The 13,787-nt window shown below is 48.1% G+C and carries 11 protein-coding genes; 2 read left to right on the top strand and 9 right to left on the bottom strand.

Annotated features, from left to right (window positions below; genetic code table 11):
- Positions 1 to 29: 29 nt before the first annotated feature.
- From mutS to HFD99_RS00105, 4 genes are all read right to left on the bottom strand, one after another.
- Positions 30 to 2,849 (bottom strand): DNA mismatch repair protein MutS, encoded by a 2,820-nt coding sequence (gene mutS, locus HFD99_RS00090; protein ID WP_167440712.1) that lies wholly within the window; start codon positions 2,847 to 2,849, stop codon positions 30 to 32.
- A 109-nt stretch (positions 2,850 to 2,958) separates the two neighbouring features.
- A complete protein-coding gene (locus HFD99_RS00095) occupies positions 2,959 to 4,194 on the bottom strand; it encodes a putative amidoligase domain-containing protein (protein WP_123797319.1) in 1,236 nt (411 codons plus the stop codon).
- 125 nt (positions 4,195 to 4,319) lie between these two features.
- Entirely contained in the window at positions 4,320 to 4,877 is a 558-nt protein-coding gene (locus HFD99_RS00100; protein ID WP_013371552.1) for an outer spore coat protein CotE, read from the bottom strand.
- Positions 4,878 to 5,003: 126 nt separating this feature from the next.
- Positions 5,004 to 5,900 carry a LysR family transcriptional regulator gene (locus HFD99_RS00105; RefSeq protein WP_025365075.1) on the bottom strand — a complete coding sequence of 299 codons (897 nt, stop codon included), beginning with the start codon at positions 5,898 to 5,900 and terminating at the stop codon, positions 5,004 to 5,006.
- Between the two features lie 115 nt (positions 5,901 to 6,015).
- On the opposite strand from HFD99_RS00105, the gene HFD99_RS00110 reads away from it, so the two are divergent.
- The gene (locus tag HFD99_RS00110; RefSeq protein ID WP_017427608.1) at positions 6,016 to 7,332 is read left to right on the top strand and encodes an amino acid permease; all 1,317 of its coding nucleotides are present in this window, start codon (positions 6,016 to 6,018) and stop codon (positions 7,330 to 7,332) included.
- Positions 7,333 to 7,353: 21 nt separating this feature from the next.
- Here the strand turns inward: HFD99_RS00110 and HFD99_RS00115 are convergent, their stop codons facing one another.
- From HFD99_RS00115 to HFD99_RS00135, 5 genes are all read right to left on the bottom strand, one after another.
- Positions 7,354 to 8,310 carry an aromatic acid exporter family protein gene (locus HFD99_RS00115; RefSeq protein ID WP_013371555.1) on the bottom strand — a complete coding sequence of 319 codons (957 nt, stop codon included), beginning with the start codon at positions 8,308 to 8,310 and terminating at the stop codon, positions 7,354 to 7,356.
- 117 nt (positions 8,311 to 8,427) lie between these two features.
- Complete coding sequence (locus tag HFD99_RS00120) at positions 8,428 to 9,261, bottom strand: ABC transporter permease (protein ID WP_016822103.1); 834 nt, start codon at positions 9,259 to 9,261, stop codon at positions 8,428 to 8,430.
- Positions 9,262 to 9,269: 8 nt separating this feature from the next.
- Entirely contained in the window at positions 9,270 to 10,082 is an 813-nt protein-coding gene (locus HFD99_RS00125; RefSeq protein ID WP_016822104.1) for an ABC transporter ATP-binding protein, read from the bottom strand.
- Positions 10,079 to 11,167 carry an ABC transporter substrate-binding protein gene (locus HFD99_RS00130; RefSeq protein ID WP_017427607.1) on the bottom strand — a complete coding sequence of 363 codons (1,089 nt, stop codon included), beginning with the start codon at positions 11,165 to 11,167 and terminating at the stop codon, positions 10,079 to 10,081. The genes HFD99_RS00125 and HFD99_RS00130 overlap by 4 nt, the downstream gene beginning before the upstream one ends.
- Positions 11,168 to 11,310: 143 nt before the next feature.
- Positions 11,311 to 12,828 (bottom strand): carboxypeptidase M32, encoded by a 1,518-nt coding sequence (locus HFD99_RS00135; RefSeq protein ID WP_117289592.1) that lies wholly within the window; start codon positions 12,826 to 12,828, stop codon positions 11,311 to 11,313.
- Positions 12,829 to 13,001: 173 nt separating this feature from the next.
- Here HFD99_RS00135 and HFD99_RS00140 point away from each other — a divergent pair, with 173 nt between their 5' ends.
- Positions 13,002 to 13,565 (top strand): beta-class carbonic anhydrase, encoded by a 564-nt coding sequence (locus HFD99_RS00140; RefSeq protein WP_016822107.1) that lies wholly within the window; start codon positions 13,002 to 13,004, stop codon positions 13,563 to 13,565.
- The last annotated feature ends 222 nt before the right edge of the window (positions 13,566 to 13,787 follow it).

Genomic DNA, 13,787 nt, shown 5'->3' on the forward strand with positions numbered 1-13,787 from the left:
AGCAAAATAATAATGCCTAATATTTTTAATTACAGACCATTGGCTTTATTTTTTAATTCATTTAACAATTGCATTGCCTGTAAGGGTGTCATGTTCATGACATCAGCATTTTTCACCTTCCGCAAAATTTGGCGCACGATCGGATTAGCTTCTACCGTCTCTGGGTGTGGCTTGGAGGGAGCAAGATCCTGCTCTCCGAAAATGGACAGCTGTACCACGTCAGAAGCTGATCGCTCCAACTCACCTGAATCTTCCACAATCTGTAAAGTATCTTCTTTTACCAGGGTGGCTTGCTGTGATCCAGACTGGACTTGTGGTGCTGTATCTCCGTTCGCTGACAATGTCTGGCCTACATATTTTGTGGTCATTGGAGAAATCTCTTCTGTCCCTGACGCTGTACGAAGATCAGTCCCTTCCTTCGCTCCCCCTACTGCCTCCGTGCCCGCCGTTACTTGAGCTGCCGCCTGTTCAAAACCATATAGCAGACCATTCGCTCGCTCAATAATGTTATTAGGCAAACCTGCAAGCCGGGCACAATAAATACCATAGCTACTACTCGCCGCGCCTGGTATGAGCTTGCGCAGGAAATTCACCTTATCGCCGCTTTCCTGCACAGCCATGGAGTAATTTCGCAGCGAAGACAGACCTTGCTCCAAATGGGCCAGCTCATGGAAATGCGTAGATACCAGCGCCTTACAACCAATCGTATCATGCACAAATTCGATGACCGCTTGTGCAATTGCCATCCCTTCGCTGGTGGACGTCCCTCGTCCCAGTTCATCAATAATAATCAAGCTTCGCGGAGTTGCCTTGTCCGTCATGACTTGAATATCCGCCATTTCGACCATAAACGTACTCTGCCCGCCGATGAGATCATCCGCAGCACCGATCCGTGTGAAAATGCGATCCAGCATCGGCACTTTAGCACGTGCAGCCGGGACAAAGCAGCCAATTTGAGCCATAATCGCAATGAGGGCAACCTGACGCATATACGTACTTTTCCCAGCCATATTCGGACCGGTGATGAGTAGAATATGCGCATCGGCTTCTTCCAACACTGTGTTGTTGGCGATAAAGCCACCATCTTTCATTACGGCCTCCACTACGGGGTGCCGTCCCTGTTCCACTACAAAATCATATCCTGTTGTCAGCTCAGGTTTCACGAATCCACGTTCCGCGCTAACCGTTGCCAGCGACTGATACACGTCGATTTCAGCAACTTGCTCTGCCAGCTTTTGCAAACGGGGAATTTCAGCGTTCAGTTTACCGCGAAGCTCGGAGAAAAGCGTGTACTCCAGATCCACCATTTTATCCTCAGCTTCCAGAATCAGCGATTCCTTTTCCTTCAATTCCGGTGTGATATACCGTTCTGCATTCGCCAACGTCTGTTTGCGTTCATATCGACCTTCCGGTAATGAAGCCAAATTGGATTTGGTCACCTCGATGTAATAACCAAACACTTTGTTGTATCCGATTTTGAGCGACCGAATGCCGGTTGCTACACGTTCCTTGGCCTCCAGCTCAGCGATCCAACGCTTACCGTTCACACTCGCTTCACGCAGTTCGTCCAGACGCTGATGGTAACCTTCCTTTATAAGCCCTCCATCTCTTACGGAAATCGGGGGTTCATCGGCCACTGCTTCCTCAATCAGCGTACACAGGTCTGTACAGCTGTCCAATGTTTGTGCAATCCGTCTCAGCGTATTCGATGGAGATTCAGCGCACAGCTCGCGTAAAGACGGAATTTGAGCCAGAGACAGCTTGAGAGCGATCAAATCTCGTGCATTAGCACTACCAAAAGCGATCCGTCCTACCAAACGCTCCAGGTCGTAAATCTCTTTAAGCTGAGCACGTACATCCTCGCGGAAAATAAACTGGTGATATAGCTTGTCTACCGCTTCTAACCGTTCCTCAATTAAATTGCTGCTCAATAACGGCTTGTCGATCCAGCGACGCAACAAACGTGCGCCCATGGATGTCTCTGTCCGATCCAACAGCCACAGCAGCGAGCCTTTCTTGGAGCGTTCACGCACCGTCTCCACCAGTTCCAGATTCCGGCGGGTAAATGGATCGAGAATCATAAAATGATTGGGCTCATAGACCGAGATTTGAGTCAGTTGACCTAACGATCTTTTTTGCGTTTCATTTAAGTAGGCAATCAGGCGCGATACGCAACGTCTGCGTTCCTCCGTAAGCCTTGCCCATGTGGCTTCACCGAATTGATCCCGTACCAGATCATCTTTAGATTTGTCCCAGGCCGTATACACAACACGCCGTCCAACAGGGGACATACGAGAGGTCACGAAATCGAGCAAATGACCATCCCCCAACATTTCGGACGGCTCATAAATGTTAATTTCATCTAATAGCCATTCTTTCGAATCAGGTACGGAAGTCACATAGAGTTCACCTGTCGACAAGTCGCATGCCGCCAGCGCCAGCATCCCGTCCGTCTCTGTGACACATACCATGTAGTTGTTGGATTTATCACCCAGCACTTTGCCCTCCATGACCGTACCCGGGGTCACCACACGGACGATATCCCGCCGCACCATTCCCTTCGTAGCTGAGGCTTCCTCCATTTGCTCACAGATGGCCACCTTATAACCCTTCTCAATAAGGCGTTGTATGTAATTTTCTGCTGAATGATAAGGCACGCCGCACATTGGAATTTTCTCCGCGACGCCACCCTCACGACCAGTCAGTGTAATTTCCAGCTCCTTGGATGCAAGAATCGCATCATCAAAAAACATCTCGTAAAAATCCCCTAGGCGGAAAAACAAAAATGCATCTTTAGCCTGCTCTTTTATAGATAAATATTGCTCGATCATCGGTGTATATTTAGACATACCGTTACCTAACCCCCACACTTTGTTCCGTTAATCTTATAATTATCTTTCATTATATCAAAAATGACAGTCGATAACATGAAACCCTCTCGGGTGTTGACACCTGATTTTACGAAAGCTTCCAGTACGGGCGCAAATCCCGTGTTTCATCCCATTGTTTTCCTTGGCGAAGGCTATCCAGCAGCGGCGCTATATAAGCTTCATATTGAGAATAGATCTCTAGTGAAACCATATCTAAAATAACTGGCTCCATATACTCTCTAAGTACAACCTGGTTTCCTTCATAAAAAGCTCTGTGAGCCTCTTCTTCTCCCAGCGGCCTACGCTGCAAACGTGAATATTGGGAAGCGATCAGAAACGCCATCCCAATCACACCTTTCGCCAGCTGTGGCGAGATTAGAAAACTAGGCAGTGTACGATATTCAAAGCCTCCGTAAGACTGACGGCGAAAATCGCCCAAATTGCCATAATGCGGTCTGCGCCGAGCTGAGCGCTTATCTTCTAGCAGCGCCAGAGGCAACGCCAAATAGTTATCTAGTGCCCTAAGTAGGGCACCATTTAGCGGAACACCGCTGAAATGCAGGTGTCCGCCCAGGGGAAAACCTGGCTGCGGCATTCCGCCCGCCTGCCAGATAAGCGTGCGGTCGTCAATACGTCGAGCTGCTGTTGCAAAAGCTTGGCGCAGATGCCTCAGCAGACGAGCCGGATCTTCGCTCGGGGCAGGACGAAGCTCAGCGACCGGATACAGCGTTCGCCCTCGGCGGGTAACGGCATCGCAGCCAGCTATGCCTAGTCGACCCAAAAATCTAGAAGCCGGAACAACCCTCCCCTCTGGCATACGAACCAGCACAAATTCGGGGTCCATTCCGATTAATAGTCGCGCGCTCCCTCGTTCTGCTGAAAGTTCTTCTCCCGGAGCATCCTCTTCACGAGCAGCAACTTCGTATAGCGTGGCCAAACGTCTATCGTTCAGCCAGGGCTGTGCCAAGACTTGGCGAACCTGACAATTGCGCTCTCCCAGCGGCGTCAGCACTACCTCACCACTGTCCAAACCGAGTGTATACAACGCACGTACAGCCAGCCGCTCCATCCGGACATAGAGCGGGGATTGAGAATCTAGTTCAGACAAATCATATGTGCTAACTTTGGTAGAACCTTCGAGGGCACGTCTACGGATTTCCAGTCCCCGCAGTTGATGGATTTGCACCGCGTAGCCGATCGCAAAATCTGCTGTACTCTCATCCAGCCAACGAACCGATATACCTGAACGCTCCAGTCTGCGCATTTTTTCATCATCCGTCATCTCTCTGAAGCGTTTGAGCGCCTGTCCCGGTTGCCGCATCATACTCCCCCTTACCGTTCTACGTACGGAATTTAACGATCCAAAACGACAAAAAAGGAGGGCCTTTGCCCCCTGCGCAATATCAGCCGGCGCAAAGAGTAAAGTGGCCCTCTTTTTGGTCACTCCTGTCAGAGCTCGTCGTCAATGAGGTCGGGGTCGAGCTCCTCATAGTCCCCCTCTTCCGCTCCAAAATCAAAGTCCTTGTCAAAATCGTCACTGCTGCCATACGGGAATACTTCTACAACAATCTTCGTTTCCGCCACCAGCTCCACCGCAAATTCCCGCTCGACCCGGATCATTACGCTGCCACCTCCAGAAGACACACTGGCCTCAACGCAACTTGGCTCCTGTGTAGCTTCGGCGGATACTTCCACTGTAGACGCCCGGTGCTTCGGATCAAGATACGAGAGCGGCACATTTTCTACGTACGACACCGTTTCCTTTGCCACATCGGTCTGCGAGTTTTTATCGTATGAATACCAAATATTGATATCATACGTCCCGATGACCTCAATGCCGTCTCCAGCCGCCACAGCTTCATACTGGTGGTTGATAATCCATGCTCCCAAAATACTGGTCGGATTATTCGGCGGAGTTACGGTATGGGTTACGGTAGAGAATCTGCGACCTTTACCACAGATCGCTTTGGTAATAATCTCTCTACGATTTTTATGACTTAATGCCATTCTTGAACCTCCTCCATACAATCAATCATTCCATACATATGTATGCAGGTTGTGGGCGAATGTTGAGTGAATAGGCGAAAAGGAAAAAATATTATTTGTATAAGCATATGCCGCCATGGCTTGAACTCATGCACGCCAATGTGTTACATGCTGCTCAACGATCTGTAAAAATTCGCTGAGAGCTGGCGATTTCCACTTTTTCGTATGATAAGCGACCTGAGTAGCCACCTGCTGTTCACTGTCATCCCAGGCTAGACGTGCCATTTTCCCTTCTCGCAACTCATTTTGTACCGTAACTAGCGGAAGCAGCGCAATACCCAGTCCAGCCATGACGCATTGCTTGATGGCTTCAATGCTCCAAAATTCCAGACTAGGGTCTGCAAAAATACCGTGTTTGTTTAAATACTGCTCAAAAAGGATTCGGTACGTACATCCAGCCTCCGTATGCAAAATGGTTTCGTCCTTCAAGTCGGCAGGCTCTACCTGTGTACAGGCAACCAGTGAATGCTTCAGAGGCGCAACCAGCGCCATCGGCTCATGAATAAGCGTGGTGATATTCAGTTCTCTATCCTCTGTCTCAGGTTGAAGCAAAAAAGCCAAATCCAGTTCACCGGAACGGATCAAATCACGTAATTCCCAGCATTCGCCGGGCTTAAGTACAATTTTGACCTTTGGGTACCGCTCTCTGTACTCACGGATCAAACTCGGCAAACGAAAAGCAGCCAGAGACTCTGGTGCTCCTATTTTTAGCGTCCCTGTTAATTCTGTTTCTGAACGAAGCGCATCCTTAGCCATAGCATGCATCTTGGAAATTTCCTGCGCATAGGGCAGCAGGCGTCGCCCGGCATCGGTCAGCATGATTTTCTTGCCAATGCGATCAAACAGCGGCGTACCCAATTCCGTCTCCAGTGTTTGAATTTGAGCAGTAATACTTGACTGCGCATAATCCAGTATACGCGCTGCTCGCGTAAAACTGCCTGCCTCCACCACATTTAAAAAAGTAAACAAATGCCGCGATTCCATAATCCGCTCCTTCAATCGATTTTTCCGATGCAAGCAATCGTAATATTCTGTTTTTCCGATAGATTGATTATCTGATAAGCTGGAGAAAATAACAAGAGAAAGAAGGCTTTTCTGCATGACGAATGAAAATAAACTTCAATCCACTATTGGTCTTCCACAGGCCATTGCGCTCTATATCGGAGCTGTGCTGGGTTCGGGGGTATTGATTGTGCCTGGCCTTGCCGCCCAAATGGCGGGCCCAGCATCGTTGCTGGCATGGGGATTCATGACCCTGCTTATTCTCCCAATGGCGCTTTCCATGGGGCTTCTATCTGCGAAATTTCCAAATGCCGGAGGGGTATCGCATTTTGTGACGTTGGCCTTTTCCCCACGTGCCGGTGCTTATATCGGGTGGTTTTTTCTCATGTCGGTTCCAATTGGGGCGCCTGTTGCCGCACTTACCGGAGCCGGCTATATGACCACAGCTATGGGCTGGGGAGAGGAAAGTCGCATACTGTTGGCCGCTGCTATGCTGGCGGTGGGCCTGATCATCAACTGGATCGGTATGAAGGTTGCCGGACGCATTCAGATTGCCGTCGTTATAGCCATCGTTGCCGTCCTGATATTCGCTATTGCCGCAGCACTCCCTCAGATGAAAACTGTTCACTTTACGCCGTTTGTTCCACATGGCTGGCTTTCTGTCGGCCAAGCAGCTGCGATTCTGTTCTGGTGCTTTATCGGCTGGGAGGCCGTGTCTCATATGTCAGAGGAATTTACCAATCCCGAGCGGTCTGCCGTTAGAGGTGTGATCATTGCAGCTGTCATTGTCGGTTTGCTTTATTTCCTTACTGCGCTTGCTACAGTGGGCACACAAAGTTACCTTGCAGGGGGTTCAGATGCTTCGCTCGTATGGGTGATTAGTCGGGCTATCGGTCCATGGGGTGCGATCATTGCGGGCTTGACGGGTATCTTTATTTGCACCGCTACTATTATTGCTTACGTGGGTGCCGCTTCACGAGTCGCTTATGCTTTATCCCGACAAGGACAGGCCTTTCGCTGGATGGGGATGTTATCCCAACGTTTCCATACACCCATCGGGGGCATTGCTTTTCTTAGTGTCTGCTTCGTGATCATTATGGTGTTGTACGGTAGCGGTGCAGTTTCACTCACCAACCTGATCCAATTCCCGAACGCCACCTTCATTCTGACCTATCTAGGAGGTTGTGCAGCAGGGATTAAGCTCCTACGCGGGAGTCGTTGGGGAGTGTCCATTAGTTGGATTTCCTTCATCTCCACGGCAGTTGTCTTTCCTTTTGTTGGGTGGGCTATGCTGTACCCTTGCCTGATCACAGCTGTTTTATGGATTACAGATCGAATTCGGCATAAAAGAACTTTTACTCATCCGACTTCTGCCATCACCGAACAAGAAGAGGCTACTGTCCATCATGGATAGTAGCCGCTCAAGGTCTTTACTCTAATTTTTCACTGGAGTAGGGGCCTTGTCCTTTTTAGCGATTTTCAAATACTGATGAAGCTCATGTGTAAGCTGCAATAATGCCGAACGGATCTCGAATTCCTCCCGTGTGGCAGGAAGCTCCATCGCTTTAAATTCTTCACGAACCTGCTCTAACAGCTTCTCAGTCTGCCCCGTATAATGTCCAGCCAAAACGTCGTTGCTAAGCTGGTCGAACAGCTCGGCCAAAAGCTTGGCCTGCGGCATATGCTGATACATTTGTGCGATCAACTGCATCATGTTTTGAATCGAATCCAGCTGTTCTTTGCGCATATAAAAATACACATTCCAGCCCTCTTGGGGACGAAGCATTTGATTCTCCAATGAACGCCCCGCCTCAGTGACCCCTTTGGTGATCACGCTGTCCGCTTCAATAACTTCCTTGCCATCCCATATGTATGCCGGACTACGCAGCGTGTTGGCCATATTTCTGAAAATAACAGAAAATGTCCGATCCACCTCCTGCCGGATTTGTTGCATTGTATTATCAGAACGCGGCATATAAGCTAAATTGACAACCATCGCAGAACCCAGTCCAATCACCAGCAGAGCCAGCTGGGTCAGCAGCACCTCCATATCAATCACACCGCCGCTGAATACTCGGAAAACTACGACTGAACCCGTGACAATGCCTTCCTTAAAGCCTACCCGTACAATGACCGGAAACGCCGTTAAAATATATAATGCAAGTACCCAATCATGGAATCCGAATACCACAAACAAAACACAAGCAAAAAGAAGTCCCACGACGGATGCAAAAAATCTAGCCGAAATGGTACGGAGACTTCTCTTGCGTGTGACATCCACCCCCAAAATTGCTAAAAGCCCTGCCGAGGTGGCTCCGTGAATGCCTACTCCCTCTGCAATAAGTACGGCCATTAATGCGGCAATAGCCGTTTTAATCGTACGAAAGCCCATGAAAAAATTCTGTCCTCTCTAGATGAAATCTGTTTTCTCATTTTCATAAATATTAAGTATTTCATTTTCATGGTACTTTATTTTCACGTTTTACACAAATATTCAGAAATTTAATAATTACCGATGAGGGCGACCCGAAAGCAGGCGGTGCTCCACATACACGACTGCCTGATACATCAGTGTAGCTACGACAGCAATGATCAACAAACTGGACATGACCAGCGTGAAATTGAATACCTGAAAACCATAAATAATCAAATAGCCTAAGCCATTTTTAGCCACCAAAAATTCACCCACAATCACGCCAACCCACGCCATGCCGACATTCACTTTTAGCGTAGAGACAATTGCGGGAAAGGATGCGGGCAAAATTACCTTTTGAAACGTATCACGACGTGATCCCCCAAACGTGCGAACCACTTTGATCAAATTCGAATCGACTTCCTGAAAGCTGTTGTACACCACAAGTGTCGTAATGATAACCGTAATGGAGAGGGTCGTCATCAGAATCGCGGTAAAACCTGCCCCAAACATGACGATAAAAATCGGGCCCAGCGCTACCTTGGGCATACTGTTAAACACGACCATATACGGGTCAAGCACCCTCGACAAAAACGGCGACCACCAAATAAGTACCGCCAGCAGTGTACCGAGCAGTGTGCCAAGCAAAAAACCTGCCATTGTTTCTCCAACAGTGACACCTACATGCCCCCATAATTCACCGCTGACCGCATCCTTGCCAATCTGTGTGAGAATTTTGCTAGGGTAGCTAAACAACAGTACATCAATCCACTTCAAACGACCTGCAATTTCCCACAATACAAATAAAAGCAGCAAAATAGCTGTCTGCACACCTGTTACTAACCACTTTTGCAAACGCCTGTTACGCAAATACGTCTGATGCAGTCCTTGAATCCATCGTTGCTCAAGCTGATCAGCTTCGTTCTTCATACGTTAACTCACTCCTTTGCTCCCGAAGCCTCCAGTTCCCCCCATATTTCATGAAAAAGCTCATTAAAGCCCGGCTGCTCGCGTGCATAAAAAGGCTGGGCTTCCCGGATGGAATCCGGAATTTCAAAGGTACGCCGAATATGACCAGGATTTCGCCCCATCACTATAACCCGGTCGCTGACTGCAATCGCCTCGGCCAAATCGTGCGTGACTAAAATCGCCGTTTTCTCTCGCTCCCGCAAGGTTTGCACAACAAGGTCCTCCAGCTGTAGCTTGGTTTGATAATCCAGCGCGGAGAACGGCTCATCCAGCAGCAGCAGTCCCGGATTAGTCGCCAGCGTCCGTACCAGCGCCACACGCTGGCGCATTCCTCCAGACAACTGGGATGGATGCAAATGCTCCTTTCCTCCCAGACCCATGCCTTCCAGCAATAACCGTGTACGCTCACGCGCAGCTTCATCTACTCTGTTGCTTAGTTCCAGACCTAACAATGCGTTATCCATGATCGTCCGCCACGGGAAGAGATAATCCTGCTGCAACATGTAACCGACCTCAGGGCTCGGGCCACTTACCGGCTGACCTTGCAGCATAACTTGACCTGCCGCTGGACGCAGCAGCCCGGCGATCATAGACAGGATCGTCGTTTTGCCACAGCCGCTTGGACCGACTAAACTGACAAACTCCCCTGTATTTACGGAAAAATCGATATTCTCAACCGCAAGTGAAGCTTCCCGATCTGTTACATACACATGGGTCACTTGCTCCATTCTCACCATCGGGATCGTCACATCCGCAGTGAGACCACTCTGTTCTTCCATCATGGTGAACCTCCAGCATCGACAGCTGTATCCGTAGCTTCAGTTGCGCTCTTTTTCACATCTGTCTCAGTATTCCCGATAGAGTTGGAGGAGATCGCCTGTTTTGCAAAGCTTGAGTTGACCAGCTTATCTAGTGCAACAGGGCTTTTCAGCTCACCTGCCGAGGCCATGACATCCTGTAAATTCTTCCATTCCTTTTCCTCAATCATCGGGTTCATAGCATAGGTACTCTGTTCCTTGTAGCGCTTGATACTACTCGTCAAAACAGCTAATTCTGTATCTTTAAAATAAGGCGTAATTGCTTCGGCGATCTGTTCAGGTGAATGCGCAGCAATCCACTGTTGTGCCCGATATATGGCATTTGTAAATTTCTGAGCGGCCTCGCTATTGGTGCTTAGATAGCTTTGCTTCGCCATATATACCGTATATGGCAACTCGCCACTCTCTACGCCGATGGAGGCAACCACCCTCCCCCGACCTTCCTTTTCAAAAATAGATGCCTGTGGCTCAAACAGCTGTACGTAATCCCCTGTACCTGAGCCAAAAGCAGAGGCGACATTGGCAAAATCAATATTTTGAATCAGCTTCAGATCCTTATGAGGATCAATGCCGTGTTTGCGAAGCGTAAATTCAAGTGACATTTGTGGCATTCCGCCCTTGCGTTGTCCCAAAAAATTTTGTTGTTTCAGCTTTTCCCAGTCAAAGCTATCCTGCGTCTGCCGTGCAAACAAAAAGGTTCCGTCCTTCTGTGTCAGCTGGGCGAAATTAATGATAGGGTCCTCTGCTCCTTGCTGATACACATAAATAGATGTTTCTGCGCCGATCAGCGCGATATCTGCCTGATTGGACAACAACGCCGTCATCGCCTTGTCTCCCCCAGGGATCGTAGCCAGCTGAACATCCAGTCCCTCCTGAGCAAACATCCCCTGGCTCAAGGCTACATACTGCGGCGCATAAAAGACCGTACGGGCTACCTCGCCAAGTCTGATCTCAATCGTTTGTTCCCCTTTGGGGGCACACCCACTGAGCAACAGTAATCCGAGTAGTGCCGCAGCCACCACTGCTTTGAAACGAGTGCCGTTTTTCATCCTTGTTCCCTCCCCACCTTTTTGCATCGTTGACTTCATATATTGTTATGCGGCTGTCGATATAATGGTTAATCGCACACAAAAACCCCGCATTTGCCTAAGAACGCGGGGTTTTTGTGTGTGATTATATAACAACTTCTAAATCACAGCTTGTATATGGATGTATATTTCTCTTCCAGATAGTCGGCGAGATAATCGGGATTCAGATCCTCACCTGTAATGGCTACAATCAACTCAGACGGCGTCCGACTCTTGCCGTAACGGTAAATCCGTTCAGTCAGCCATTGCTTAATCGGCTCCAGCTCACCAGCAGCAATCAGCTCATCCAGGTTCGGCAGCTCTTTGCGCAGAGTCGCCAAAATTTGCGCTGCATACATATTGCCAAGCGAGTACGAAGCAAAATAGCCAAAGTCACCACCGGACCAGTGAACGTCTTGAAGTACGCCCAGCCCATCGCTCGGGGGAAGAAGTCCCAGGTATTCTTTATATTTTGCATTCCATACCTCAGGGAGACGCTTTACATCCAGCTTTTCATTAAACAGCATTTTCTCAATTTCATAGCGGACAATAATATGTAAATTATATGTCAGCTCATCCGCTTCAATACGAATCAATGAATTTTCCACGCGGTTGACTGCCCGGTAAAATTGCTCAGCCGTGACCTTCGCCAAACGATCAGGAAAATGCTTTTGCAGATCATCGTAATACCGATCCCAGAAAGCACGACTGCGTCCGATTTTATTTTCCCACAAGCGGGACTGGGATTCATGTATCCCCATAGAGGTTCCTCCGGTCAGTAGTGATCCTGCTAGCTCAGGGGCAATATTTTGTTCGTACAGTGCATGCCCTCCTTCATGCAGGGAGCTGAAAATAGCACTGGTTACATCATCTTGCAAATAATGTGTTGTTATACGCACATCACCTGGATTTAACCCTGTCGCAAATGGATGCACACTCTCATCCAAACGACCTGCGTCAAAGTCATAACCCATCTGACCTAAAATGAACAGACTGAACTTTTCCTGCTGCTTTACATCAAATACACCGTCTAAAAAGCTTTTATCCGGCTGATTGGGTGAAGCCTGAATTTTAGACAATAGGGGTACAAGGCGCTTTTTGAGACGATCAAAGACCGCATCCAGCTTTTCAACCGTCATCCCTGGCTCATATTGATCCAAAAGTGTGTCGTACTCTGTATCCTTAACCCCCCAGTAACCGATAAACTCGCGCTTCATGTCTACGATTTTAGACAAGTACGGTTCGAATCCGGCAAAGTCGCTATGTTCCTTTGCTTCCTCCCACTTGCTTTCCGCCTGAGCCGCTAAAATGCTATACTCCCGGTAGCGGTCTGCCGGAACCGAACGATTTAGGTCATAATTTTTGCGACATTCCTCTACCAGTCTGCGATCATTGTCTTCCAGTTGCTCCAGCTTGTCTTTTGCGGCAAAAAATTGCAGCAACTGCCCCATTTCATCCGAGATCATCAGCTTGAACATTTCCGTGGACAGCATGCCCAACGTCTCCGACCGGATGTCAACGCCCTTACGTGGAGCGCCTGTCCGTAAATCCCAGTGCAGCAAGCCGACTGCTTCGCCGTAACCACTGATTTTGTGTGCAATTTCCTTTAAAGCCGTCCATTGATCCAACGTTTGTTGCTCCATAATTAGGGACACCTCTTTAACTTAAAATGGTTAAAATTTTTAGATACCTATACTTGATGATAATTATATTAAAAAGTATAATCAACACACAACATGTACGACCAGCTCCTAATACCTGGATCAAACGTTGGGCGGTACATATTAAACTTTATTAGAATCTGGAGGGAACAATCGTGGATCACATCCAAGAAATTTTAGAGTACAATCGTGTTTTCGTAGAAAACAAAGAATACGAGGCCTATAGAACAGGCAAGTTCCCTAATAAAAAAATGGTTATCATAACCTGTATGGATACGCGGCTAACGGAGTTGCTTCCCAAAGCCATGAACCTGCGTAACGGTGATGTCAAAATCATTAAAAATGCGGGTGCAATTATTTCACAGCCTTTTGGAAGTGTAATGCGTAGTGTGCTAGTCGCTCTATATGAGCTGGGAGCAGACGAAGTGCTCGTTGTAGGTCATTATGAATGCGGTATGGCTGCATTAAACGCTGATCACATGGTTAATGAAATGCTTGATCGCGGAATTTCGCAGGAAGTGCTGAGTACATTGGAGAATTCAGGTATTAAGCTGAATAAATGGTTAAAAGGTTTTGACAACATTGAAGAAGGGGTACAGACTACAGTGAAGCTTATTAAAAACCATCCCCTTCTCCCTCCGAATACGCCCGTTCATGGCATGGTAATACATCCAGATACAGGAGCGTTAACACTTGTTGTTGATGGGAATAACCAGTAAACACTATATCTAGTTACCGGGGTAGTTCAGGCGCGTACATACGTGCTTAAACTACCCTGTTTCTATGAAAAAAAGCACATATACATACAGAATGCCCCCAGCTAATTTTGGCTAACCTGTGAACGACCAGTGTGAAAGTTGTCAAACCATACAGTTTCAGTGTACACTTTTTATGAAGCCGCAGATGATCTGCCGCAGAGCTGTTACAACCGTCACTAAGAT

The sequence above is a fragment of the Paenibacillus sp. EKM301P genome (assembly GCF_011800295.1).
Lineage (GTDB): Bacteria > Bacillota > Bacilli > Paenibacillales > Paenibacillaceae > Paenibacillus > Paenibacillus polymyxa.